The sequence below is a fragment of the Streptomyces sp. Inha503 genome (assembly GCF_047215865.1).
In the GTDB taxonomy this organism is placed as follows: domain Bacteria; phylum Actinomycetota; class Actinomycetes; order Streptomycetales; family Streptomycetaceae; genus Streptomyces; species Streptomyces lycopersici.
Genome location: NZ_CP178360.1, coordinates 183,647 through 207,195 on the forward strand (window position 1 = coordinate 183,647; position 23,549 = coordinate 207,195).

22 protein-coding genes and 3 pseudogenes are annotated in these 23,549 nt (G+C 67.3%); 8 read left to right on the top strand and 17 right to left on the bottom strand.

The features are described 5' to 3' along the window. Window positions 1–57: 57 nt before the first annotated feature. Window positions 58–981, bottom strand: a complete 924-nt coding sequence (locus tag ACJX2R_RS00975; RefSeq protein WP_413098287.1) for a DNA methyltransferase — start codon at window positions 979–981, stop codon at window positions 58–60. Between the two features lie 558 nt (window positions 982–1,539). Here ACJX2R_RS00975 and ACJX2R_RS00980 point away from each other — a divergent pair. Continuing rightward, a pseudogene (locus tag ACJX2R_RS00980) lies at window positions 1,540–1,692 on the top strand (IS5/IS1182 family transposase); the annotation flags it as partial. Here the strand turns inward: ACJX2R_RS00980 and ACJX2R_RS00985 are convergent. Beyond that, window positions 1,677–2,273, bottom strand: coding sequence for a hypothetical protein (locus tag ACJX2R_RS00985; protein ID WP_413098288.1), 597 nt, complete (start codon window positions 2,271–2,273; stop codon window positions 1,677–1,679). The pseudogene ACJX2R_RS00980 and the gene ACJX2R_RS00985 overlap by 16 nt on opposite strands. A 329-nt stretch (window positions 2,274–2,602) precedes the next feature. On the opposite strand from ACJX2R_RS00985, the gene ACJX2R_RS00990 reads away from it, so the two are divergent. Next, window positions 2,603–3,988 (top strand): MFS transporter, encoded by a 1,386-nt coding sequence (locus ACJX2R_RS00990; RefSeq protein ID WP_413098289.1) that lies wholly within the window; start codon window positions 2,603–2,605, stop codon window positions 3,986–3,988. 83 nt (window positions 3,989–4,071) lie between these two features. On the opposite strand, the gene ACJX2R_RS00995 is transcribed toward ACJX2R_RS00990, so the two are convergent. The 12 genes from ACJX2R_RS00995 to ACJX2R_RS01050 all read right to left on the bottom strand — a co-directional run bounded on the left by ACJX2R_RS00995 (window position 4,072) and on the right by ACJX2R_RS01050 (window position 15,252). Beyond that, window positions 4,072–5,577, bottom strand: coding sequence for a PucR family transcriptional regulator (locus ACJX2R_RS00995; RefSeq protein WP_413098290.1), 1,506 nt, complete (start codon window positions 5,575–5,577; stop codon window positions 4,072–4,074). 81 nt (window positions 5,578–5,658) lie between these two features. Next, window positions 5,659–5,874: an acetyl-CoA carboxylase biotin carboxyl carrier protein subunit gene (locus ACJX2R_RS01000; RefSeq protein WP_413098291.1), complete on the bottom strand. Its 216-nt coding sequence runs from the start codon at window positions 5,872–5,874 to the stop codon at window positions 5,659–5,661. 21 nt (window positions 5,875–5,895) lie between these two features. Further along, on the bottom strand, window positions 5,896–6,687 hold the full coding sequence (locus ACJX2R_RS01005; protein ID WP_413098292.1) for an MBL fold metallo-hydrolase: 792 nt from the start codon (window positions 6,685–6,687) through the stop codon (window positions 5,896–5,898). Beyond that, window positions 6,684–8,018, bottom strand: a complete 1,335-nt coding sequence (locus ACJX2R_RS01010) for an acetyl/propionyl/methylcrotonyl-CoA carboxylase subunit alpha (RefSeq protein ID WP_413098293.1) — start codon at window positions 8,016–8,018, stop codon at window positions 6,684–6,686. Before ACJX2R_RS01010 ends, ACJX2R_RS01005 begins: the two co-directional genes overlap by 4 nt. Window positions 8,019–8,028: 10 nt before the next feature. Further along, entirely contained in the window at window positions 8,029–8,637 is a 609-nt protein-coding gene (locus tag ACJX2R_RS01015) for an NUDIX hydrolase (protein WP_413098294.1), read from the bottom strand. Beyond that, the gene (locus tag ACJX2R_RS01020; RefSeq protein WP_413098295.1) at window positions 8,634–9,374 is read right to left on the bottom strand and encodes an SDR family NAD(P)-dependent oxidoreductase; all 741 of its coding nucleotides are present in this window, start codon (window positions 9,372–9,374) and stop codon (window positions 8,634–8,636) included. The genes ACJX2R_RS01015 and ACJX2R_RS01020 overlap by 4 nt, the downstream gene beginning before the upstream one ends. Then, a complete protein-coding gene (locus ACJX2R_RS01025; RefSeq protein ID WP_413098296.1) occupies window positions 9,371–9,823 on the bottom strand; it encodes a MaoC family dehydratase in 453 nt (150 codons plus the stop codon). The genes ACJX2R_RS01020 and ACJX2R_RS01025 overlap by 4 nt, the downstream gene beginning before the upstream one ends. Continuing rightward, window positions 9,820–10,236, bottom strand: coding sequence for a Zn-ribbon domain-containing OB-fold protein (locus tag ACJX2R_RS01030; protein WP_413098297.1), 417 nt, complete (start codon window positions 10,234–10,236; stop codon window positions 9,820–9,822). Before ACJX2R_RS01030 ends, ACJX2R_RS01025 begins: the two co-directional genes overlap by 4 nt. Window positions 10,237–10,244: 8 nt before the next feature. Next, window positions 10,245–11,417 (bottom strand): thiolase C-terminal domain-containing protein, encoded by a 1,173-nt coding sequence (locus tag ACJX2R_RS01035; RefSeq protein ID WP_413098298.1) that lies wholly within the window; start codon window positions 11,415–11,417, stop codon window positions 10,245–10,247. A gap of 46 nt (window positions 11,418–11,463) precedes the next feature. Further along, complete coding sequence (locus ACJX2R_RS01040) at window positions 11,464–13,029, bottom strand: acyl-CoA carboxylase subunit beta (protein ID WP_413098299.1); 1,566 nt, start codon at window positions 13,027–13,029, stop codon at window positions 11,464–11,466. Further along, window positions 13,026–14,558 (bottom strand): class I adenylate-forming enzyme family protein, encoded by a 1,533-nt coding sequence (locus tag ACJX2R_RS01045; protein WP_413098300.1) that lies wholly within the window; start codon window positions 14,556–14,558, stop codon window positions 13,026–13,028. The genes ACJX2R_RS01040 and ACJX2R_RS01045 overlap by 4 nt, the downstream gene beginning before the upstream one ends. A 25-nt stretch (window positions 14,559–14,583) precedes the next feature. Next, window positions 14,584–15,252, bottom strand: coding sequence for a TetR/AcrR family transcriptional regulator (locus ACJX2R_RS01050; protein ID WP_413098301.1), 669 nt, complete (start codon window positions 15,250–15,252; stop codon window positions 14,584–14,586). Window positions 15,253–15,507: 255 nt separating this feature from the next. Here ACJX2R_RS01050 and ACJX2R_RS01055 point away from each other — a divergent pair, with 255 nt between their 5' ends. Next, window positions 15,508–16,101: a biotin transporter BioY gene (locus tag ACJX2R_RS01055; protein WP_413098302.1), complete on the top strand. Its 594-nt coding sequence runs from the start codon at window positions 15,508–15,510 to the stop codon at window positions 16,099–16,101. 93 nt (window positions 16,102–16,194) lie between these two features. Here ACJX2R_RS01055 and ACJX2R_RS01060 read toward each other — a convergent pair whose 3' ends face one another. Further along, window positions 16,195–17,106, bottom strand: a complete 912-nt coding sequence (locus ACJX2R_RS01060) for a bifunctional methylenetetrahydrofolate dehydrogenase/methenyltetrahydrofolate cyclohydrolase (protein WP_413098303.1) — start codon at window positions 17,104–17,106, stop codon at window positions 16,195–16,197. Between the two features lie 272 nt (window positions 17,107–17,378). On the opposite strand from ACJX2R_RS01060, the gene ACJX2R_RS01065 reads away from it, so the two are divergent. The 5 genes and pseudogenes from ACJX2R_RS01065 (at window position 17,379) to ACJX2R_RS01085 (ending at window position 21,858) form a co-directional block, all read left to right on the top strand. Then, window positions 17,379–19,826 (top strand): GcvT family protein, encoded by a 2,448-nt coding sequence (locus ACJX2R_RS01065; protein WP_413098304.1) that lies wholly within the window; start codon window positions 17,379–17,381, stop codon window positions 19,824–19,826. Continuing rightward, a complete protein-coding gene (purU, locus tag ACJX2R_RS01070; RefSeq protein ID WP_413098305.1) occupies window positions 19,826–20,677 on the top strand; it encodes a formyltetrahydrofolate deformylase in 852 nt (283 codons plus the stop codon). The genes ACJX2R_RS01065 and purU overlap by 1 nt, the downstream gene beginning before the upstream one ends. A 95-nt stretch (window positions 20,678–20,772) precedes the next feature. Next, window positions 20,773–21,032 (top strand): annotated as a pseudogene (locus ACJX2R_RS01075) (electron transfer flavoprotein subunit beta); the annotation flags it as partial. Further along, complete coding sequence (locus tag ACJX2R_RS01080) at window positions 21,032–21,490, top strand: hypothetical protein (protein ID WP_413106175.1); 459 nt, start codon at window positions 21,032–21,034, stop codon at window positions 21,488–21,490. The pseudogene ACJX2R_RS01075 and the gene ACJX2R_RS01080, both read left to right, overlap by 1 nt. A gap of 212 nt (window positions 21,491–21,702) precedes the next feature. Continuing rightward, on the top strand, window positions 21,703–21,858 hold the full coding sequence (locus ACJX2R_RS01085; protein ID WP_413098306.1) for a hypothetical protein: 156 nt from the start codon (window positions 21,703–21,705) through the stop codon (window positions 21,856–21,858). 42 nt (window positions 21,859–21,900) lie between these two features. On the opposite strand, the gene ACJX2R_RS01090 is transcribed toward ACJX2R_RS01085, so the two are convergent. Together ACJX2R_RS01090 and ACJX2R_RS01095 are read right to left on the bottom strand one after the other, a co-directional pair. After that, a complete protein-coding gene (locus tag ACJX2R_RS01090; RefSeq protein ID WP_413098307.1) occupies window positions 21,901–22,206 on the bottom strand; it encodes a transposase in 306 nt (101 codons plus the stop codon). A 19-nt stretch (window positions 22,207–22,225) separates the two neighbouring features. After that, a pseudogene (locus ACJX2R_RS01095) lies at window positions 22,226–23,312 on the bottom strand (IS110 family transposase). Window positions 23,313–23,549 lie beyond the last annotated feature (237 nt).

Genomic DNA, 23,549 nt, shown 5'->3' on the forward strand with positions numbered 1-23,549 from the left:
GCAGGTGAGAGCCTGTTCAGAGATCTTCGACCTCGGCCGACGCTCACCCCGGCATCTTCACCTGCACAAGGCCCCGACGGCGCGCCAGTTCTTCGGATGGCTCGGCCGCAAACATGCGGCACCGGGTGGAAGGAGCTCCGTCGCCGCTACTGCGACGGCGGATGGTTGCCACACGACGGGAACGTCGTTCTGTTCCACCCGGGCTCGGTAGTCACCATGCGATACCGGCCCAGGGGAACGACCATTCCGTCGCGCCGACCCAGCACGACCTGAGGGGATCGCAAAGCTGCACGAGCTCGTCGCGAAGCACGGCAGCGAGGACGTTGACCCCGCCGAAATGAACGTGGGGATCACATGTCCCGGCAAGTCGAGCAGATCGTCGCGGCTGTGGCGTCGCGGGAGCACGACGATCACATGGCTGCCGGGTCGCATCAGCGGCTGGCACCGGGCCAGTAGTGCATGGAGGCGATCCGCGGCCGCGTCCTCCTCAGTGTCCGTGCCGGTGCTCGTATCGAGCTCTTCTACTGGGTACGCGCGGGGGCGCCGGGTGGGGCGCCAGGTGGTCAGGAGCAGGTCACTGCGGCCGGCCAACCCGGCATGGTGCGTGGCGGTGTCGTCGGGTGGATGGTCGAGCACCGTTGCATCCGACACAGCGCCATCGCGTTTGGCGGCGGTGATGTTGGCGCAGGCGATGGGCCTCCACTGACGGTGTCCGGTGATCCCGATGGTGTGTCGTCCGGCACGCAGGGCCTCAACCAGGACGGTGCCGGCGCCGCAGTCGGGATCGAGCACCGTATCACCGGGGCGGGTATACGCAGCGATGGCGTAGGCGGCGATCGCCGGGGGGATGCGGGCCGCGTCCTGGAGTGTGGCGGGAACGTAGGGGCCTCGTGCGAGTTGGAGGTGCCCGTCGTGCTGCCCGGTGGTCCACACCGAGAGCGGCGGACCCACCCAGCACAGCGGCGGGAATTGGCGGGTCATCGGCGCGTCTCCCCAGCCGCGGTGTGCGCCTCGGTACGAGGGCGCGTGAACAAGTACAGGTCGGAGTGGACGCGGACATGGTGTGTCCCCACGCCGTCGCTCCGGGAGTGCCGGGGCATGGCCGCCGCGCGGGTTCGAGGGGTAGTCAGGGTGCCGTGACGAACGGGGACCTCGAGCAGCACGACATGGTCCAGGACGATGAGCCCCTCACAGTGCACGGTGTGCGTCAGCAGGCTGCTGGGGTCGATCAGGCACCCAAGGTCGTAGCGCTCCGGACCGACTGCGATCGAGTTCGGGTCCGCAGGCAGATCGGTGTGAGTCGGTGTCGGGTCGTCGCGGGCTTGCCGGGCGGGCGCGGCCATGAGGGCATCGGGGGCTGCGCCCACAGGTGGCGGCCTGGACCGTAGCGGCCGACGGTCGCCGTCAGCCAGGCGAACCAGGTCCGCTCGCCGGGCCGGCCCCTGCCGAACTTGCCGTTGTCGCCAGTGTCCAGGGCACCGGGAGGGAGCACGTTGCCCTGGACCGGGGTCGTCATGCGGACCAGCAGCCCCGCATGGCGTCCTGCCCCGCAGGTGGATCGTTGAGAGAACGCTGGCCTGGATCATGCACGCCCGCCGTCACGCCCGCGACTACGAACGGCTCGTCCAGCACTCCGAGACCTTGATCACCTGTGGGAGCTGGAGGGGCGTCCGGCGTTACTGCCGGGAGTGAGGTGATGAGTCGTCCAACGGCGGCGGATCGTCGTGCAGGACGGTGCCGATGCCAGGGGCGTCCCAGCAGGCCTGCCCGATCTGCGCACGGGCCGGAGCCGTCGTGAGAAGGCACCCCTTGTCCGCGGCCTGACCGGTCACGAGTTCGAAGTCGACCAGCCCGCCCGAACGGAAGCGTTCAGTCTTGCTTGAGCAGATGCAGTGCCGACAAGGGCCTACCGTCTGCGTCGTCTCCGACCAGGAACAGCACCTGGCAGCCCGCGGACATGATGTGGATCCAGCCTCGGACGTCTGGGCAAGGAGTTCGTCGGCGCCGAGATGCGCCCGGCGCTCGAGGCCAGCCGCGACCGCGACATCCGGCGGGATTCCCGTCTGGCTCAGCCCGATGAGTCGACCAGCACCGCCGTCCCCGGCGTCGGCGGGTGCGCATACGCGACGCTCCACCGCCAACAGCTTCACCGCGGCGTCGATGTCACACAGGTCGGCGGCGTCAATCCGGCGCCACTGCCTGGTGCACCGCCCCTCGGACGGCCGTTGCGGCGGCGTGCGGTCTCGCGCGGAATGTTCCTGTGTGTTCTCCACCAGCTGGTCGTGATCTTGAACACCATCCCCCCGCTCGTCCACACGGCAGTTCCGTGATCTACGGCTCGGCGGTCTGGCAACTGTGGGGAATCGAGCCGAAGGCCGCCTGACGCATCGCACAGGGCCACACCGTGGTGTTGCGCGATCTGCGGATAGAAGCTGCACGCGCATGGCCGCCACAGTTGTGACCCACCCCTGACGGGGTTGATGTCGAGGCCATGCGGCAGTAACCGGAGATGCCGGGGCGGTGTTCGTTTCTGCGCTGGTCGGCGTGCTCGTCGTGGTGCTTCGGCGACGAATCTCTGATCGCCGGATCGAGGAGGAACCTTTTGCCACGCAACGTTATCGACGATGCGCCGATGAGCTCATTCCACTGGCGGGTATCGCTGCTTTCTGCGGGCGGCCCCTTCCTCGACGGATGGGTGCTCAGCATCATCGGCATCGTCCTCATCCAGGCCGAGCCAGCGCTCGACATGTCCAGCCTTGACGTGGCGCTCACCGGCTCGATGGCACTGGCGGGCATGCTCGTGGGCGGCTTCTTCGGCGGCTACCTGTGCGACCGGCTGGGCAGGAAGACCACCTACACCATTGACCTTGTCGCCTTCCTCGTCTGCTCCGTCTTGTCAGCGATGGTGACCGATGCCTGGCAGCTCATCACCCTGCGCTTCATCGTCGGTATGGCCGTGGGAGCCGATTACCCCATCGCGGCGTCTCTGCTGGCCGAGTTCGTACCGCGCCGCCGCCGCGGAGCACTGCTCGCCTCGCTGGTCACGGCATGGTTTGTCGGTTCGACCGTGTCCTACGCGATCGGCTACTGGCTCGCGGGCTTTGGTGACAGCAGCTGGCGGTGGATGCTCTTCAGCGCTGCCGTACCCGCCCTGGTGATCGTCCTGCTGCGCACCAGCATCCCGGAGTCGCCACGGTGGCTGCTCAGCCGTGGGCGTCGGAAGGAGGCCGAAGAGGTCCTCAAGCGGGTTTTCGGTCCTCAGGCCAGTGTCGACGATATGGACGAGCCCGCGGCGAGCGCCTCCATCGGCCGTGTCTTGCGGCGCAACGGGTATTCGGGACGCATACTCTTCGTCATCGCCTTTCAGACCGCGCAGATCGTTCCGCTCTATGCCATCTACGCGTACCTCCCGCGGATGCTGGAGGATTTCGGATTCTCCGGTGACGACATCAGCTACGTCGGAGGCATCCTCTCCAGCATCGTCATCCTGATCGGCGCGATCGCCGGCAGCCTCGTCATGGACAGGTGGGGGCGCCGACCGGTGCTCATTCTGCCCTTCATCCCCATGGTCGGTGCTCTGCTGCTCCTGGGAGTCGCCCCGAACAGTGCAACGGCGGCCATCGTCGTCGGTCTCGGTGTCTACTGCCTCTTCTCCGGGATTACCGGACTGCTGGTGTGGCCCTATCCCGGTGAGCTGTTCCCCACAGAGGTGCGCAGCACCGCGATCGGCCTGATCACGGCGATCACGAGGATCGGGGCCGCAGGCGGCACCTTCCTGGCGCCGCTGTCGATGTCCGGCTTGGGGATCCACATCACCATGATCATCGGGGCCGGCATCACCGCGGCAGGCCTGGTCGTCAGCATCATCTGGGCCCCCGAGACGAAGGGACGTTCCCTGGCGGAGACGTCCGCGCCGGGCGCGCTGCGTCAGCGGCCGGAGACAGATCAGGGCACCGCCATCGTCTCGGCGGGCGACCCTGCACCCTGAGTGCGGCTCCCACAGTGGGGTTGGGCGGGCGGCCTCTATCGCCGCCCGCCCAACCCCGTCGCCCCGAGCGGGGAAACCGATCCTCAGCTGGTCTGAAGCAGCTTCCAGGTGCGCAGAGCGTAGAAGAGCTCCGCCTGGCTGGCGAAGTCGTGCAAGTCCATGGACGTCAGTGCTTCGATCTTCTTCATCCGGTAGGCGAGGGTCTGCTTGTGCACGCCGAGCCTCTTCGCACCTTCCTGCCATGACCTGTTGGCCTCGAAGAACACCGAAAGAGAGTGCAGGAGGTCCGTGTCGTTGCGGTCGTCGTACTCGAGCAGGGGGCCGAGCAGCCGCGCTACGACCGCCTCACCTTCGGCCACCGTCCTGGGCATGAAGGACGAGCCGTGTGCTCCGTAGACCGCGAAGCGGTTCTGTGTCTCACGAGCGCCCTCCAGAGCCCAGCGGGCCTCTCGGAAGGCGTCCGGGAAACGTGACGGCGACGAAACGGGCCGACTCACACCGACCACTGCGGGCGGTGCGGGGATGACGTCCTGCAGTGGCTCGGCGAACTCCTGCTCGCGGAGCAGGACCATGTGTGTCTCCTCGGCCGCGGCGTAGGCGCTGCGCATGTCGAGGACGGCCAGCGCTCGGGCAAGATCCTCCCCGTTGGCCGCATCGGCACATTCCCAGGCGCTGATCCTCCATGGCCCACCCCCCAGCCCGAGGGACGAGAGCTGCGCGCTTGCCGCTTCCGGGGCGAGGCTGCCTTCCAACAGGCGACGGGCCAGCGTCGCACGCTGTTCTCGTTCTCGCGACGCCTGCGCTTCGCAACGCTCGACCTCCATCTCGACGATCATGGCTGCGTGCTGGGCGAGGACCGGGTCCGGCTGTTCGTCGGCCCCCCTCGCGCAGACGACGAGGGCGGCTGCAACGTCCCGGCCTACCGGCAGGACCAGCGCCGGGACCTGCCCCGAGCCAACCCGGCTGAATGCCGGCAGCTGTCCCTTGTGCTCGTCGATCCTGGCAAGCGCCTCGGATCTGAGCTCGTCGCGCAGCCTGTGACGCGTGGGCAGGAGCTCGCGCCCTCGAACCGTGTCGATGACGTGCAGCTCTCCTCGGATGGCCCCTGCCAGCTCATCGAGCAACGTCGACGACGCGGTACGGCGCAGGTTGGCACGCCGCAGGACGTCGTAGAGCCGGAGGACCTGGGTGAGCCGCATGCTCGACCGGCTGTTGTTGCTGTCGGCGACGAAGCGAGCCACCGATACGAACGGCACGTTCCGCGCGGTGGTCAGGACCGGGAAGGCCAGCTCGTCGGCTACGGCCATGGCCTCCGCCGTCACCTCGGGCGCGACCAGTCCCTCGGCTACGGCGAGTCCTGCGATATCGGCTCTGGCCAGGTTGCGGATGAGCTCGGCCTGCGCGTCGGCGCCCGGCGGCAGGCCGTAGCCCGCCGTCATCAGCAGGTCACCGCTGCCGAGCCAGTTCCACGGATCGCCCAGTTCGCAGGTGTGCGCCCAGGTGACGAGGCGCTCCGCACCTGCGTGCCCCGCGATGATGCGCGTGCGCAGCATCGGGTCCTCGACCAGCGATTGGATGGTGAGGCTCATTGCGTCCTCCCGGGTCTAGACGAAGCAAGGATCACCGCACGGCACGCCCCGATGGAGTCGTATCGTGCGGTGCCGTGAACTTCAGCTCAGCGTCAGCAGGACGTGATCGGCCTCTACGCTGTCTCCCTCCACGATGTTGATCTCACCGACGGTGCCGGCCGAGGGCGAGACAACAGGGATCTCCATCTTCATGGACTCCAGCAGGATCAGTGGCTGGGCGTCGTCGACCTGCTCGCCTGCTTCGACGAGCACGCGGTAGACGGTGCCGACGACCTCCGACTTGATCTCGACGGACATAATGCTTCTCCTCTTCTTCACTCAGCAGCCGTGACTCGTCTGACGGGCTGCCAGGAATGCCCGGGCGGCCGCGGTGTTCTGAAGGGCACCTTCACGCAGCGCAGGGGTGATTCCTGGGTAGATGACGTCGACGAGTTCCTCGTCCGTCCGGGTGCGCTCAAGCAGCAATTGCTCGACTTGGCCGAGGCGCTCCCTCCGCCGGGCGGCGACGGCTTGGACGTCCCCGATCACATCGGTGCACACATGCCCATGGCCCGGCAGAATCCACTGCACGGACTCAGCGACTGCCGTGTCACGCAGCGTCTCCAGCGACGAGAGATAGCTGTCGAGCGATCCGTCGGGGAAGTCGAGCATGGTGGTCGAACCGCCCAGGACCGTGTCGCCGGTGAGTACGGCACGCGCCGACGGCGCGTAGAAGGACACCGAGTCCGAGGTGTGGCCCGGCGTATAGATGCAGTGGAGTTCCGCTTTACCGCTGCCGACGACGCTCCCTCCACGCAGTAGCGGCGCGTTCCGGCAGTGTCGGGCATCATGCGCATGGACCGGCACGTCCCATCGGCGGTGCGCGGCATCCACGGCGTCTGAGTGGTCGTCGTGGCCGTGCGTGACCACGATCGCCTCCAGACGGACTGCATGCAGCGCGAGCTGCTGATCGATGGCGCGGAGGTGGGCCGGGTCGTGAGGGCCGGGGTCCACCAGGACGGCGCAGCCACGACGGGTGTCCATCACGATCCAGGTGTTCGTGCCCGCGAGTGTGTACTGGTCGCTGTTGTCGGCTATGACAAGCGCGACATTGCCAGGTCCGGGTGTCACATGCGCTCCAGCGTGGTCGTGTCATAGTCCCCGCTGATCATGGCGGGGTTGTCCAGCAGGGACAGCAAGGTGGTCGCATTGGTCTTCACACCCTCGACCACGACCTCTGCCATGGCCGTACGAGCACGCTGTAGTGCCTCGGTCCTGTCGGAGCCGTAGGCGCAGATCTTGGCCAGCAGAGGGTCGTAGTGGGGGGACACCTGGTCGCCGGGCCGGTAGCCCGCGTCGACCCGCACCCCGGCTCCCTGCGGCATGTGCCACGCCGTGAGTGTTCCAGGCGAGGGGACGAAGGTTTTGGGGTCTTCGGCGTACAGACGCAATTCGAAGGCGTGTCCGGTGCTGTGCACGCTCTCGGTCTCGAACCCCGGCGCCTGGCCGGCGGCGATGCGAAGCTGTTCGGCCACCAGGTCGACGTCGTGTGTGAGCTCGGTGATCGGATGCTCCACCTGAAGACGGGTGTTCATCTCCAGGAAGACGAACTCCTGCGTGACCGGATTGACGAGAAACTCGACCGTGCCCGCGCCCCTGTAGCCGATGGCGCGGGCGGCCTCCCGGGCCGCCTGGGCCATCTTGGCTCGCGTGGCCGGACTGACACCCGGCGAGGGGGACTCCTCCAGCACCTTCTGGTGCCTGCGCTGGATGGAGCAGTCGCGGTCGCCGAGGGAGACGACCCTGCCGTCGCCCAGGCCGAGGATCTGCACCTCGACGTGACGGGCGGGCGAAATCAGTTGCTCCAGCAGAATGCTGGGATCGCCGAAGAATCGCTGCGCCCGGCTTCGGGCACCTTCGAACGCCCGCTCCAGCTCGTCAGCCGTGTGCACCGCGCTCATTCCGATTCCGCCGCCACCGGCGGCGGACTTCACCATCAGCGGATAGCCCACGTGCTCAGCACGGGCGAGGGCATCCGCCACATCGAGCACCGGCTGATCGGTGCCGCGGGCCACGGGAATACCCGCCTTCGCCATCAGATTGCGGGCCTGGATCTTGTCTCCCATCTGCTCGATGGCAGCGGCGGACGGGCCGACCCAGGCGATGCCGCGTGCGGTCACTTCCTCGGCGAACGACGCGTTCTCGGAGAGGAAGCCGTACCCGGGATGAATCGCGTCGGCCCCCTTCTCGACCGCTGCGGAAAGGACCGCACCGGCGTCGAGGTACGACTCGCGCGCCGGGGCAGGGCCTACACGCACCGCCTCGTCGGCCCACTCGACGTGAGCGGCGTCGCGGTCGGCGTCGGAGTAGATGGCGATCGTCCTGATGCCGAGGCTGCGGGCCGTGCGCATCACGCGAAGCGCGATCTCGCCACGGTTGGCGATCAGAAGTGAAGTGAACATGCGTGTCCTTTCACGGCGCGGCGTCGTCGGCGACGAAGGCTGGCGGGGCGACGTGGGAGACGCGCCTGACCCTCCCGTGAAGGGCCCAGTGCAGGAACTGCTCCACGATGGCACCGGTGGGGGCGAACAGATGGAAGGCGTCGAGCGCCAGTGCTTGGGCCATTCCGGCACTGGGGGCACCGAAGGGCTGTTGCTCAGGGCGGAACCAGGAGGCACTCGGCGCTTGCGCGGGCATTCGCACGACGAACACCTCGGCGACCTCGTCGTCGTTGCGCTGGAAGGCGGGACGCTCGTGCGCCACCAACACCACGGGCGTGATGACCATCTCCGCACTGAGTGGGTAGTCGTCGAGCATGTCCGCCACCTGCCACGCGTCGGAGGCCACGCCGACTTCTTCGTGCGTTTCCCGCAGCGCTGACTGGGCCGGGTCCTCGCCGGGCTCGCACCGGCCACCCGGCAGTGCAAGCTGCCCTGCGTGCTGGCGCATGCCTTTGCTGCGCTGGGTGAGCACGAACCCGTACCCGTCTCCGTCAGGCACCACGGCCACGGCGACGGCAGCGCGCTGGGTACCGGAGACGATGCGGCGGGGGAACGGCCGGCCCGGAACGGCGAGGTTCACGTGGAGCCCCCGTCGACTGCCAGCAGTTGCCCGGTGATGTAGCTGCTGTCCTCGGACAGCAGGAAGGTTATGGCGGCAGCCACTTCTTCCGGCCGGCCCAGGCGGGACAGAGGGATGGAGGGCAGCCAGGACTCGCGGATGTGCTCAGGCACGGCCTGCACCATGGGGGTGTCGATCGATCCGGGTGCCACAGCGTTGCATCGGATCTGGTGCCTGGCGTGCTCCTTCGCAACAGTCTTCGTCAGACCAACGACGCCGGCCTTGGCGGCGGCATAGTTGACCTGACCGAACTCCCCGTTGCGCGACTCCGAGGACAGGTTGACGATCGACCCCCCGCCGTTCCGCTTCAGCACGGGAACGAGATGCTGGCAGCCGAGCCACACACCGGTGAGGTTGACGTTCAGCGCCAGGTGCCAGTCCTCGTCGCTCATCTTCACCAGCGTGCGGTCCCTTGTCACACCGGCGTTGTTGACCAACCCGTGGACGGCTCCCCACTCGTCCAGGACTCGCTTGCGCAGCGCTTCCCAGCCGTCCCGACTGGTGACGTCGAGGCCGATGTGACCGGCTCGTCCTCCCGTGCGACGGACTTCGTTCGCGACCGCACTGGCGCTTTCCTCGTCGATGTCGGCGACGATGGGCACACCACCGTCCCGCCCGATGCGCACGGCGGTGGCGCGGCCGATGCCCGATCCGCCACCCGTCACAACGATGACGCGGGCTTCCAGCCGCTTGCTCACGGCGCCACCCCCTCGCCGCCGACCAGGTAGGTGTCCTTGCCTTCCTGTAGCACCTCTCCGCGATGGTTGATGACCTGCGAGCTCACGACGACGATGCCGGTGCCGGGCCGGGACCGGCTCGCTCGCAGGGACTCGATCCACGACCGCTGGTGGATGGTGTCGCCTGGATACGCGGGTGCGAGCATCTTCCGCTCGACGTTCAGGTAGGCGAGAATCGCCCACTCGTCCAGCCCGGGGGTGCGCAGGCCGCTGGTGACGGCCAGCACCAGCAGACCGTGGGCGATTCTGCCGTCGAACTCGGTGTTGGACCGTACCCACGTCTCGTCGATGTGCAGCGGGTTGTAGTCACCGCTGAGGCCAGCGAAGGACATGATGTCAGCTTCCGTGAGGGTGCGCCCGCTTGAGCGATAGCGCGCACCTTCCTTGAGATCGCCGAAGTGGAAGCTCATGTTTGCTCCTCGGCAGGCTCGAAGTACGGCAGCACCGTCTCGCCGTCGTGCACGAAGACGACGCGTACGCGCTGCTCGCAGTGCACCTGGTGGGGGTCGGTATTCACGATGCGGGTGGTCACCCGGGGGCCTTCGGCCAGCTCCACTACTGCGAGTACGTAGGGGCAGTCGTCGGCGAACTCGGCGTTGGCGGTGCGGTGCACGACGGTGAAGGTGTGCACGGTGCCGAAACCGCTCGCCTCCACCCAGCTCACGCCGCAGTCGAGCGTTCCCAGGGCGTGTCCGCGCGGGTACCATTGCAGCCCACCGTCGTGATCACGCCTCTGGATCAGGAATCGTCCTTCACGTGCCGCGTCGAACCACTCCTGGGAGAGCGTGTCGACGATGGGACGTGGCTTTTCGACCTGCGTCATACGACGAGTCACACTCCCAAGATCATGGTGGCGGTGGCGGACAGCGAGCCTCCGGTGGCGCTGACCAGGCAGTTCTCCAGGCTGTCGATCTGTGCTCCGGGGGACTCGCCACGCAGCAGCCGAACTCCCTCGATGGTGGCCAGAGCACCCCGGCGGCCGGGGTGGTTGGAGGACAGGCCGCCGCCGTCGGTGTTAATCGGCAGTCGGCCGGTTGGCGCGATGTTCCCGTCCTGGACGTAGCCTCCGACCTCCCCCTTGGGCACGAACCCCAGGTCTTCCAGGGCCATGGCCACGGTGATGGTGAAGGAGTCGTACAGCTGGGCGGCCTGGATGTCCTGAGGGCCCATGCCCGCAGCGGCGTATGCGTCCGCTCCCGACCGCTTGGTCGCGGTGGAGGTGAAGTCGGGCATCTGATTCATCTGGACCTGCCCGACCGCTTCTCCGAAGCCCAGCACCCGTACGGGCCGTTTGGGCAGGTCCCTGGCCCGCTCGGTGGCAGCGAGTACGAATGCGCCGCCCGAGTCGGTGACTACGCAGCAGTCGAATTTGTGCAATGGAGAGGAGATCATGCTCGAGCTGACGACGTCCTCGACCGTGAGAGGACCGCGGTAGCGGGCGTGCTCGTTCTTGGACGCGTTCTCCCGACACTGGACGGCGATGGCGGCGAGCTGCTCTGATGTGGTGCCGTATTCGTGCATGTGCCGCTGAGCGGCCAGCGCATAGGTCGAGACGGTGGACGGGCCGAATGGGACCTCCCATTGGCCGGGCCCGGTGGCGTTGGTGTTGTAGTCCGGGTAGGGCAGCGGGCCGGAACGTCCGCACGCCCCGTAGCTGACGACGGCGACCTCGCACAGCCCGGCCTCGATAGCGGCCACGGCGTGGCCTGCGTGGGCCACGAATGCCGCGCCTCCCAGGTCGGTCGAGTCGAACCACCTGGGTTGCAGGCCGACGTACTCGGCGACCTCGGCGATCGACAATTGCCAGCCGGCTTCCGGCGGGAACGTCGCCGTGGTGGCGAATCCGTCCACGTCGGCCACGGACAGACCCGCGTCGGAAAGCGCCCCGGCGATCACCTCGGCGTGGATCTGGAAGGGGTGGATACCCGGTGCCTTACGGCGCGGGGATTCGTATGCGCCGACGATCGAGACCCTGCCGCTGGGGAAGCGGCGTGATTGAGGCATTGTTCCTCCCGGTGTTGATGTGCATGCCGACGGACCGCCGGATGATTCATGGACGTACGCTCGGGCCGGTCTTGGGTCCCGGACGAGAGGTCTGACGGGCGACCTTGAGCAGCCGACCGAGGTACCGGCGGGTGTCGCGGGGGTCGATCATCTCCTCGACCCCGAACTTCTCCACGGTGCGCCAGGCCGAGGTCTGCTCGGCGAAGCGTTCGAGGAGTTCCCGCCGCTTGGCGGCCGGATCCTCCGCGGCGGCGATCTCCTGGCGGAAGGCCGATTCGACGCCGCCCTGCACGGGCATGTCGCCCCACGTGCCGCTCGGCCAGGCGAGCCGGATGCTGCGCTTGTTGGGCGACCCGGTGGCCTGGCCGGCCAGGCCGTAGGAGCGGCGGACCTGCACCGTGTAGACCGGCACGGTCGCGCGGTGGATGGACTCCACGGCGCGGGCTCCCTTACGCAGGACGCCCGCGCGTTCCGCGTCCGGCCCGATCATGAAGCCGGGCACGTCGACGAAGTACACGATCGGCAGGTTGAAGGTGTCGCATATCTCGACGAAACGGGTCTGCTTCTCTGAAGAGTGCTCGTCCATCGCCCCGGCCAGGTGCCGGTTGTCGGTGGCGAGGACTCCGACGGGATGGCCGTCGATCCGGGCAAGGCCGGACCTGATCGACCGTCCGTAGTCGGGCGTCATCTCGAAGAAGGAATCGTCGTCGACGACGGAGCAGATGAGCGCGTGTGCGTCGTAGGCCCGGCGACCGTTCGGGGAGACGATCGCGAGGATGTCGTCCGAGCCGCGCTCCGCGGAATCCTCCCCTGCGATCCGAGGCGGCAGTTCGTCCACGTTCGACGGCAGGTAGGACAGGAAGGTCCGCAACTGATCGATCGCTTCCTGTTCGGTCTCCACCGCGTTGTCGATCAGGCCTGACTGACGCGCGTGGACCTGCCACCCGCCGAGCTCCATCTTGTCGACCTCCAGGCCCAGTGACTGCTTGACCAGAGGAGGACCGCCGGCGAAGAGGCAGCCGTTGTCCTTCGTCATGACCGAGAAGTGCGAGATGGCCGCCCGGGCAGCACTACTGCCCGCCGTCGGCCCCAGCACCGCCGTCACCACGGGGACGGAGGACATCAGGTCGAAGACCGGGAAAACGGGCACCGTCGCCAGCAGCTCGGGGTAGCCCTTCTCCTGCTGCAACTCGACGCTGCCTCCCACCCCCTGCATCAGCAGCACCAGGGGGATGCCGTAGCCGAGCGCGGTCTCTTCGATAAAGCCGCCCCACGAGCCCTTGTAGCGGGCCAGGTGGATTCCTACACCGCCGCCCTGGACCGTGAAGTCTTCGGCACCCACCGCAACCGGCCGGCCGTCGATTTCCGCCAGACCGCACAGGAAGGTGGCCGGCAGAGCGCTGCCGCCCTCGCCGGGGGTGGTGACGAAGGTGCCGAACTCCAAGAAGGTGCCTGGATCAGCCAGTGCGTCGATACGCTCCCGGGCGGTCATACGCCCTGCATCGCGCTCACGCCGCACGCGGCGCTCGCCACCGCCTGACAGTGCGGCACGGCGCCGGCTCTCCAGGTCATCGAGCAGCGTTTCCCACTGCGCGTCGGGCTTGGCCTTCACGACACACCTCCGGTGTGCTGCCCCACAACCTGGGACAGCTCGGCTTTGACGACTTTCCCGGACGGGTTTCTGGGCAGTTCGGAGAGGAACACCACATGCTTGGGCTTCTTGTACGAGGCCAACCGGGCTCTGACGAAGTCCCGGACGTCGTCGGCCGCCAGTGCCGCGCCCGGCTTGGGCACCACGCAGGCGCACACCGCTTCGCCGGCCTCGGCGTCGGGGACGCCCACCACAGCTGCGTCGAGGATGTCCGTGTGCTCGCTCAGGGCGATCTCGATCTCCGCCGGGTACACGTTCTGTCCCTTGGAGATGATCACGTCCTTGGAACGGCCTTCGATGTAGAGGTAGCCACCAGAATCGATACGTCCGAGATCACCCATTTTCAGCCAGCCGTGAGTGAAGGCCGACTGTGTCAGCTCGGGCGCGTTCCAGTAGCCGCTCACCACGGACGGCCCACACGTGACGACTTCGCCGACGGTGCCTACAGGAGCGATTCGCCCCAGATTGTCGACCACCGCGAACGTCTGGCCGCCGGCCGGCCGACCGACCGAGCCGGGACGTTCCCATATCTCGTCGTCGCTGAGCAGGGAGACGATCCCGGATTCGGTCGATCCGTACGCCACGAACAGGTGCGGCTTCGGCCAGCGGTCCTTGAATCGCCGCAACAGCGGCGCAGGACAACTCTCGCCGCCGGTGACGACGCACCGCAGCGAGCCGAGCGGGAGCGGAGCGAGGTCGTCGGCTGCCAGCATCGGCTCCATCATCGAGGGATAGATCAACGCGTGCGTGACCTGCCACCGGCTCATCAGCTCGGCCATGCGCGCGGGCTTCCAACCCCGGCTGGGCATGATGGTCACTGTGCCGCCGGCCAGGAACGTGGGGATGCTCTGCTCGTTGAGCGCGGCGGTGTTGTACATGGGGCCGGTGAGCATCGTCACCGGTGCGCCGGCCATCCCGGTGTAGAGAACGGACTGCTGCATTGCGCACCACATGATGTTTCGGTGACGCATCTCCACCCCCTTGGGGCGGCCTGTCGTGCCCGACGTGTACAGCAGCATCTGGATCTCGCTGAAGCCGTACGCGGCGAGGGAGGCGTCGGCCAGTAGCCGCTCGTAGAGCGGCCCGCACGCCTTCGCCTCCAGCTCCACGACGGTGGGGCGCGGCGACGAGGAGCGCTCCAGACCGGCTTCGAGTGCCGGTCGCAGCTCGGGCTCGGTGAACACCACAGCCGGAGCGCTGTCGTCGTGCACGAAGCCGATCTCCCGCTCCGTGAAGCGGAAGTTGACTGGCGCCATCACGAGGCCCGCATAGGCGCAGGCGAAGTAGATCTCGAAGGTCTCGCCGCGGTTGAACAGGTGGACGCCCACCCGGTCGCCTGCTTTCAGTCCCAGGTCACGTAGCCCTGCCGCAAGCCGAAGCGCGCGATCGCGCAGTTCCCCGTAGGTGCGTCGGCCGTCGGGCCACTCAAGCGCCAACGCCTGCGGGTCGATGTGGCCTGGCAGTGTGTGGTTCCCCAGGAGCCAGGACACGTTGACGGATGGGTTGGGGAGCGAATCAGCCGTTATCATCGTCTTCCTCCTGAATGGCCCAAGTCCTGCCGGGCACGGATACCGCGGTGCCGGTCTCGCGCCCGCCGGGTGCGAGACGGTTGACCCACTCCCGGATCGGGGAGCCCCTGCGCAGCCTCTCCAAGGACGACTGGTTGAAGATGGCGTGGATGCTCAGCCCATCGGTGAGCGCTACGAGATCCGCCGCTGCCGCGTCGGCATCGAGCGTCGGGTCGAGGTCGCCGAGCTGTTGCGCGGCCCGGACCGCGCGGGCCGTCTGTCGGCGCCAGGCCGCAAGGTAGCCGTCGATCTCCGTCATTACCGCCGAGTCCGTCGCGGCTTCGGCGTAGAAGAAGACGAAGATCCTGGTCAGCGCGAGCCGCCGACGGTCGAGGGGAAGCTCCTCCTCGAGGATCGCTTCCACCGACTGCCGACCCACCATGGTGCGGCTGATGGCGCGCTGCCGCTCGGCAGCAATCTCGCTGGCCCGCCTCAGCCCGCCCAAAAGGAGGTCGTCGCGGTTCTTGAAGTAGTGTCCGAGAACTCCGGTGGACCAACCGCTTCGGTCGGCGACCGCCCGGAAGGTGACGGCGTTGGTGCCGCTCTCCGCCACGATGTCCAGCAGGGCTTCGGCGATCTCCCGCCGCCGTGCTTGACGGTCGACGACCTTCGGCATGGATCCTCCTTCGCAGCCGGCCAGAGCACGCCGGCGAGCCGCCTTCTTTTTGAGACGCATGTAATTTTTAACTACAGTCGGCGACTCTGCCAAGAGGTGATTTCGACCTTCTCTCCCGGACGGCCGCCTGTCGACCCACCAGTCAGCACGCGAGAACGGTCGAATCGGAGGACGCGGGAAGACCTTGACAGTCTCGGCAAGGGTCACTGACGCTGCAACTACACGAGACATGTGTCTTAAAAAGAGGGAGACTCCATGAGTATCACCGCACTGACCCCAGGCCTCAGGCCGGGCGTGCTCGCCGACCGCGTCCCGGGCGCAGCCATGCTGGGAGACGCGCTGACGATAGCCGCTGGTGCTGGAGCCACCGGCCTCTGCGCGCAGATCGCCCTTCTCACTCCGCTGAGCCCGGTGCCGTTCACCTTGCAGACTTTCGCCGTGCTGGTCGTCGGCGCGGCACTCGGCCCCATGCGCGGGGTGGCCGCCATGCTCCTGTACGTGGGTGTGGGAACCTTGGGCCTCCCATGGTTTGCGGGCCAGTCCGGTGGCTGGCACGGGCACACCTTCGGATATCTCCTCGGTTCGGTACTGGCCGCCGCGCTTGTCGGGGAGTCGGCCCGCCGGGGTCACGACCGAAGTGTCGGCCGTACGCTCGCGGCGATGGCCACAGGCCATGCCGTCATCTACGCAGTCGGCGCGCTTTGGCTGTCCGCCAGTCTCCACGTCGGGCTGGGCCAGTCGCTCACCCAGGGCGTTGTGCCGTTCCTCGTCACGGACAGCCTCAAGATCGCGGCAGCAGCGGGGATCCTCCCGCTCGTCTGGCGCATCTTGCAGCGGGGCGGCCGCTGACCGCCGCAGCGACGCCGGTGCGGGAGTGGGCCGCGGCTCCACGCAGCCTCACTCCCGCCCGGGTTCAGTCCAGCGCCGACGGCACATGGGCTGTCAGGAAACGGCGACGCGCTCGATGCTGGCGTCCGGGGCCACACTCGTCCGATTGATGTCCGCCCGCCGCTCCGCCAGCTCCACGACGTTCTTGAGCAGCATCGCGCGCGTCATAGGGCCTACGCCGCCGGTCGCGCGCGTCCATTTGCCGGCCACGTGCTCGACGCCCGGGTGCACATCGCCCAGGATGCCCTCGACTGTGCGGGTGATGCCGACGGACAGCACGGTCGCACCGGGCCTCACCCAGTACGGCTGTACCAGATGCGCCACACCCGCAGCAGCGATCACCACGTCGGCGACCCGTGTGTGGGCGGCCACATCCACCGTGGCCTCGTGGCACATCGTCACCGTCGCGTGCTCCGTCGGGCGGGTCAGCATCAGGCCGAGCGGACGCCCGACCGTGATGCCACAGCCGATCACGCAGAACTGCGCGCCGCGGACCGGCACCTCCTCCCGGCGCAGCAGATCCAGGATCCCTCGCGGGGTGCACGGCAGCGGTGCCGACCTCCCCAGCACCAGTCGGCCCAGGTTCGACGGATGCAGGCCGTCAGCGTCCTTGTCCGGGTCGATTGTTTCAAGCACCGCAGCGGTATCGATGTGGGCGGGTAGCGGCAGTTGCACGATGAACCCCGTACAGCGGGGATCGGCATTCATGCTCCGGACTTCTTCAAGGAGCCGGTCCTGAGATATGTCGGCCGGAAGATCTACCCGGATGGAATCGATTCCGACCTGCGCACAGTCACGGTGCTTGCCCGCCACGTAGGTGCGGGATGCCGGATCGTCACCCACGAGGACCGTGCCCAGGCCGGGCCTGATCCCTTGGGCTGCCAACCGCTCGATGCGGCACCTGATCTCCCCTTTCACCTCCTGGGCCGCGAGATTGCCGTCGATGACAGCCGCTGTGTGATGCACCGGTCCTTCCCTTCGTATGCAGTCGTGAGGACACTTCCGCGCCCAGCGTGGGCCGACCATGTCAAGCCGCGGCTCCATTCGGTATTGGCCGATGACATGACACGAGGCCGGCGAGTACGGGGATCGTCCAGGTCGTGGCCGGGGGCGCCTGATCGCGCAGTTCTTCCCCGGCTGAGCGATCTACCAGGAGCTCGCAGCCGGTTTGGTTCATCGGCGCATGGAATGCGCAGGACCCGCGGAACGACAGTGGTACCCGAACGGAAGGTGATCACATGGCAGTTACACCACCCGAACGCGCACAGGTCGTCATTGTCGGCGGTGGAATCATCGGCACCAGTACCGCTTATCACCTCGCTCGGCGGGGCTGGACGGATGTGGTGCTGCTGGAGCAGAACACCCTGACCTCGGGCACCACGTGGCACGCGGCCGGCCTGGTGGCCCAGATGCGCGCCACTCATGGCACGCGCGAAGTCGTGCGACGCAGTGTGGAGATCTTCAAGTCCCTCGAGCAGGACACCGGATTCTCCACCGGATTCGTGGAGACGGGGACTCTGCACCTGGCCACGTCGGCTGACCGGCTCGAGGAGCTGAAACGGCAGGGTGCTGCGGCCGCCGTCAACGGCATCGAGACCCATGTCCTTGATGTGGCGGAAACTCTGGCCAGGCATCCGCTGCTCGACGGCGAGGGGCTGCACGGCAGCCTCTTCTTCCCCACAGACGGCCGCGGAAGCGCCACCGACACGACGATCTCACTGGCCCGTGGTGCCGGCGGCCGCGGTGTCCGCATCCTCGAGGGCATCAGCGTCGATGACGTGATCGTCCACAACGGCAAGGCGACGGGTGTACGCACCGCACAAGGCGACATCGAAGCCGAGTACGTCGTCAACGCCACCGGGATGTGGGGGCGCGAATTCGGCGCCAGAGCAGGCGTTGAAGTGCCGCTCCAGGCCTTGGCCCACTATTACGTCGTCACCGAGGCCATCGAGGGGCTGCAACGAAACCTGCCGACCATCAAGAGCGGCGATGAGCACGCCTACGTAAAGGACGAGGCGGGAGCCCTCATGGTGGGGTTCTTCGAGCCCGGCAGCTACGCCTGGGGCGCGAAGGGGATCCCGCAGAATAAGGGCTTCGTCCACCTTCCCGAGGACTGGGACCACCTGGGCCCGTACTACGAGCGAATGCTGCGGCGGCTGCCTGTGCTGGAAGACGTCGGCATCCGGCTGCACTTCTGCGGGCCCGAGAGCTTCACGCCCGACGGGCAGTTCCACCTCGGCGAGGCCCCGCTCCTGCGCAATTACTTCGTGGCAGCCGGCTTCAACTCCGTCGGCTTCCTCTCCGGCCCCGGTGCGGGATCGGTCCTGGCGGACTGGATCATCGACGGCCACAACCCGGTGGACATGCCCGAGACCGAACCATCCCGAGTGCAGAGGCACGAAACCAACCGCAGGTTCCTTGAGCGGCGCGTCGTGGAGACACTGGACCTCGCGTACGCCCTTCACTACCCCTTCGAGCAGCGGACCACCGCCCGTCCCCTGCGGATCAGCCCTCTGCACAACAAGACACAGGCCGCCGGCGCCGTCTTCGGCGAGCTGGCGGGATGGGAACGAGCCAACTGGTACGCGCCGGAAGGGGTGCCGCGCCGCTACGACTACTCCTTTGCCCGCCAAAACTGGTTCGAGCACTCCGCGGCGGAGCACCGCGCCGTCCGGGAGCGGGTAGGCGTGATCGACACCTCGTCGTTCGGCAAGCTGCTCGTCCAGGGCCGGGACGCGATGCAGGTCCTTCAGCGCCTCTCAACCAACGACATCGACACCGCCCCAGGCCGCATCACGTACACGCAGTGGCTCAACGAGCTAGGCGGAATCGAGAGCGACGTCACCATCACCCGGCTTGCGCGTGACGAGTTCCTCGTCCTTTCCGGGCCGACGACCATCCGCCGGGACCTTGCCCACCTGCGGCGTCACATCGGTCAGGACGAGTTCTGCACAGTCGCCGACCAAACGGGGACCATGGCGATGCTCGCGGTGATGGGTCCCGATACCCGCCGTCTCCTGCAACCGCTCACGGACGTGGACCTGTCGAACGAGGCGTTTCCCTTCGGCACGTCCGCCGAGATCGATCTGGGGTTCGGCTTTGTCCGGGCGACACGCGTGACCTATGTCGGTGAACTGGGCTGGGAGCTGCTGATACCCACCGACATTGCCCACCACGTCTGGGATGTTCTGTTTGAGGCCGGTGCGCCACTCGGCCTCAAACCGGTCGGCTATCACGCTCTCAACTCCTTGCGTCTGGAGAAGGCGTTCCGCAGCTGGGGCCATGACGTGTCCTCCAGGGACAACTTGCTCGAGGCAGGGCTTGGCTTCACTGCCAAGTGGGACAAGCCGGGCGGTTTCATCGGCCGGGAGTCCCTGCTGAAGGCTAAGGAGGCGGGTATCTCGCGACGCCTCGTGCAGTTCGTCCTCGACGATCCGGAGCCGCTGCTGTTCCACGACGAGCCCGTCTACCGTGACGGCCGCCTCGTCGGACGGGTTGCTTCCGCGCAGTACGGACACACCCTGGGTGCCTCGGCCGCTCTCGGCTGGGTCACCGCCCCCGACGTGGTCGGTCGTGACTGGTTCACGGAGGGCTCCTACGCCATCGACGTCGCCGGACTGCACGTACCGGCGACGGCATCGCTGCGCCCCCTGTACGACCCGAAGTCTGAAAGGACGAAGTCCTGATGAGCAGCGTCGTCGTGACCCTCTCGTGCGAGGACCGGCCCGGCATCGTCGCATCCGTCGCCGGATTCCTCACGGACCGTGGCTTCAGCATCCGCTCCAGCCAGCAGTTCGGCGACGAGGAGACCGGTCTGTTCTTCATGCGCGTGCACGCGGCCACCGAGGAGACCGTCGACCTGACGCACCTGAGAACGCAGTTCCGATCCATCACCGAGCCGATGGCCATGGACGCTGCAATGCACGACCATGACGAGCCACACCGGCTGCTCGTCATGGTCTCCAAGCAGGGCCACTGCCTCAACGACCTGCTCCACCGCGCCCGCACGGGATCGCTGCCCGCCCAGATTGCCGCCGTCGTCTCCAACCATGACGACCTGCGCGGGCTCGTGGAATGGCACGGCATCCCCTACCACCATGTACCCGTAGGACCAAAGACGAAGGCGGCCGCCGAAGAAGAGCTCCTCAAACTCGTCGCCACCTACGATGCCGACACGGTCGTGCTCGCCCGATACATGCAGATCCTCTCGGATCGGCTGTGCCAGGAACTGCGCGGACGCGCCATCAATATCCACCACAGCCTTCTACCGAGCTTCAAGGGCGCACGACCCTACTTCCAAGCCCACGCCCGCGGCGTGAAGGTCGTCGGTGCCACAGCTCACTACGTCACCGCCGACCTCGATGAAGGACCCATCATCGAGCAGGAGTTCGCCAGGGTCCACCACAGCGATTCCGTGGCCGATCTCACCGAGATCGGGAAGGACTTGGAAGCGCTCGCGCTCGCCCGCGGGGTATCGGCCCACGCAGAACACAGAGTGATCATCAACGGCGGCAAGACCGTCGTCTTCCGCCGATGAAGGATGACCGGCAGTGACAAGAGCGTCATCGGCGCCGCTTTCCGCGTGCAGTCGATGCCGCACGATCAAAACTACTCTCAGGAGCCTCGGACGGAATGCTCAGGATCGTTGTCTGTGTGAAGTACGTGCCCGACGTCACCAGCGACCGCCATTTCCCGGAGGACCTGACGACCGGCCGGGAGGCCGTGAACGGTCTGCTGTCGGAGCTGGACGAGTACGCGTCGAGCAGGCGTTGCAGATCGCCGACGAGGCGGACGACACGGAGATCACTGAGCTGACCGTGGGTCCGGGGGACGCCCGGGACGCGCTGCGTAAGGCGCTGTCGACGGGCGCGGACAAAGCGGTGCGGTTGGAGTGGACTCGGTCGCTGTTGCCGAAGCCCGGCTTCAGGCCGCTCAAGATCGTCTGGCGCGCGAGAAGGCTGCCAAACGTGAGCAGATCGAAGCCATGCGAGAAAGAATCCGGCTCTTCGAGGCCGGCCACGGACCCAAGCCTGTACTCGGTCCGTTCAGCTTCGACGAGGACCGTGGACGCGAGGTCGCCCGCGCCAAGCGGTGGGTGGTGCGGGCCGAGAACGAACTGGCAAGGGCGCGCTCGGCCCAGGCCAACGCCATGGACCAGCACGCTACGACTACCGCGCAGGTCACACCCGGCGGCGGCAAACGTGGACCACGGGACAACACTGTCAAAGACAAGCCGCCGCAGGTCCGGCGCAACGTCACCGATCCCGACAGCCGACAGAGGCAAGGGGCCGACGGCGGCGCCCTGCGCAGGGTTACAACGCCCAGCTGGCCGTCGGGGCCGACGGATTGATCCTGGCCTGCGAACTTGTCCAGGACCGCAATGACCGGCGACAGCTCAAGCCGATGATGCCCGTGGCCGTCGAGGCAGCCCTCGCCGTCCACCAGGCCCGCTGCCTGCGTCAATGCCCGGATCCGGGCGGGTGCTGCATCGAAGCGTTCGCATCGCTTACAGGCGCTGGGGTCTTATCCGCAACCGGGTGCGGTCAGACGTCGTGCCCATGCGTGACGGACTGGATCGGCACGTTCTTGTTCGCCAACGGCTACTGGAGGCAGGAAAACCTGAACGCCCCCGGGCCCGACCGCCTCATCGCGCCGGGAAAGGCCCGGGACCTGCCGCAGGTGGATCACACCGCGAAGCCCCCGCCCCTGGCTGCCTGAGGGGAATCCAACCGACAGGAAGACCAGTACCGGCGTCTGCATTTACCGGGACGGACAGCCATGCGCCGGAGACGCCCAGGGCATCCAGGTTGGAAACGGCGCCCCATCGTTGCTGCGCAGCCCGAACGAAAACGCAACAGGCTCCGTGCCCGCCCGGGTGTCCCACTCACGCGGGCGGTAGCCGTTGCGGTGGTTGACGCGCTCCTCGCTGACCTGGCCGTACTCGGCACCGCATACGGCATCGGCGTCGGCGGACATCAGTGCGTCGGCGAATGTTTTGACCATCGCGCGGAGTAGATCTGGACTCGCCGAAGCGAGATTGTCCTCGGTCAGGGCGTGCAGAGGCACACTGATGCCCCTATGGATGTCAACCGGTGGTCGTCGGCAGCTGTGTGCGGATGATGATTGGGTAAAGCTCGCGGGCGATGTAGCGCTTGAGGCACCGGATGACTTCGCGGCGGGTTTTACCTTGGGCGACGCGTTGCTGCATGTAGATCTGGGTGCGGGAATCCCAGCGCAAGCGGCTGAGCACGATGGTGTAGAGAGCGGCGTTGGCTTGTCGGTCGCCGCCCCGGTTGAGCCTGCGGCGCTGGGTTTTCCCAGATGAGGCGTCGACAGGACTGACGCCGGCCAGCGCGGCGAACGCGGCCTTGCTGTGGAGACGCTCAGGGTTGTCGCCCGCGGCAATGAGCAGGGTGGCTGCGGTGTCGGGGCCCACACCGTGCTGGTTCAGCAGGGCAGGCGCCGCGGCTCGTACTACCTCCTTCATCCGGGTGTTGAGCTCCTCGATCTCTTCGCTGAGGGCATGAATGCGGCGGGCAAGCAGCCGCAGCGTGTGCCGCGTCGCAGGCAGTGGAGACAGTGCCGGGGTCGAGCACGGCGCACTCGCGGATGAGGCGTGGGGTGCTCAGGGCGGACAAGTGCTCTCGCAGCGCGGGTTCAGTGGCGACGAGGACGGCCTTCAGCTGATTGATCGCTTGAGTGCGCGACTTGATGGCGGATGCCTTGGCCAGTTTGAACAGGCGGAGCATCTCCGCGGGACCGCCGCTGGTCTTCGCGGTGGCAGTCGCCCGGCCGGACAGGACGGCCTGTGCGGCCGCTTGGGCGTCGACAGCGTCGGACTTGCCATGGCGGCGGCGGGCCTGCCGGTCTGGCCGATTGACTTCCGTGACCGTGATGCCTTCGGTGTGCAAGTAGCGGGTCAGGGCGGCGCCGTAGGAACCGGTGCATTCCACTCCTGCACGTTGCAAATCTCCGAACGAACGTGCCCAGGCGAGGAGCTGCTGGTAGCCGTCGGCCGTGGCCGGGAAGTCTTGAGTGGCCAGCACAGCCCCAAGGGCGGTAACGACGGCCGCGACATGGGCATCCTTATGGGTATCCACACCGAGCACGACCTCCTCCGAAGCCGAAAGGGCGCTGGTGAGGACGGGGTGATCGTGGGCCGTGCTGAGCACATTCGCCTGCCTTCATCGCGGGAGCACAGGTGACTGCCGTCAAGCTGGAAGCGGTCAGGACTGTGACGGTGCCTGTTGCGAAAGCCCCTATTGGGACACGTCCACCAGTCCGGCGGCAGCAAGTCGCGCCCCGGTCAGCGGCCGACGGATCAGTGTCAGGACACGGAGCCAGTCAGGTGCCGGGTCAGGCCGCCTTCCGGGATGCCGTCACATCCTCACAGTCAGGTGCGGTCATCG

Coding starts and splice junctions, on each gene's coding strand:
- ACJX2R_RS01065 (WP_413098304.1), top strand. CDS start 17,379: ATGGCAGTTACACCACCCGAACGCGCACAGGTCGTCATTGTCGGCGGT.
- ACJX2R_RS01055 (WP_413098302.1), top strand. CDS start 15,508: ATGAGTATCACCGCACTGACCCCAGGCCTCAGGCCGGGCGTGCTCGCC.
- ACJX2R_RS01050 (WP_413098301.1), bottom strand. CDS start 15,252: ATGCCGAAGGTCGTCGACCGTCAAGCACGGCGGCGGGAGATCGCCGAA.
- purU (WP_413098305.1), top strand. CDS start 19,826: ATGAGCAGCGTCGTCGTGACCCTCTCGTGCGAGGACCGGCCCGGCATC.
- ACJX2R_RS01030 (WP_413098297.1), bottom strand. CDS start 10,236: ATGACGCAGGTCGAAAAGCCACGTCCCATCGTCGACACGCTCTCCCAG.
- ACJX2R_RS01000 (WP_413098291.1), bottom strand. CDS start 5,874: ATGTCCGTCGAGATCAAGTCGGAGGTCGTCGGCACCGTCTACCGCGTG.
- ACJX2R_RS00975 (WP_413098287.1), bottom strand. CDS start 981: ATGACCCGCCAATTCCCGCCGCTGTGCTGGGTGGGTCCGCCGCTCTCG.
- ACJX2R_RS01010 (WP_413098293.1), bottom strand. CDS start 8,018: ATGTTCACTTCACTTCTGATCGCCAACCGTGGCGAGATCGCGCTTCGC.
- ACJX2R_RS00995 (WP_413098290.1), bottom strand. CDS start 5,577: ATGAGCCTCACCATCCAATCGCTGGTCGAGGACCCGATGCTGCGCACG.
- ACJX2R_RS01025 (WP_413098296.1), bottom strand. CDS start 9,823: ATGAGCTTCCACTTCGGCGATCTCAAGGAAGGTGCGCGCTATCGCTCA.
- ACJX2R_RS01035 (WP_413098298.1), bottom strand. CDS start 11,417: ATGCCTCAATCACGCCGCTTCCCCAGCGGCAGGGTCTCGATCGTCGGC.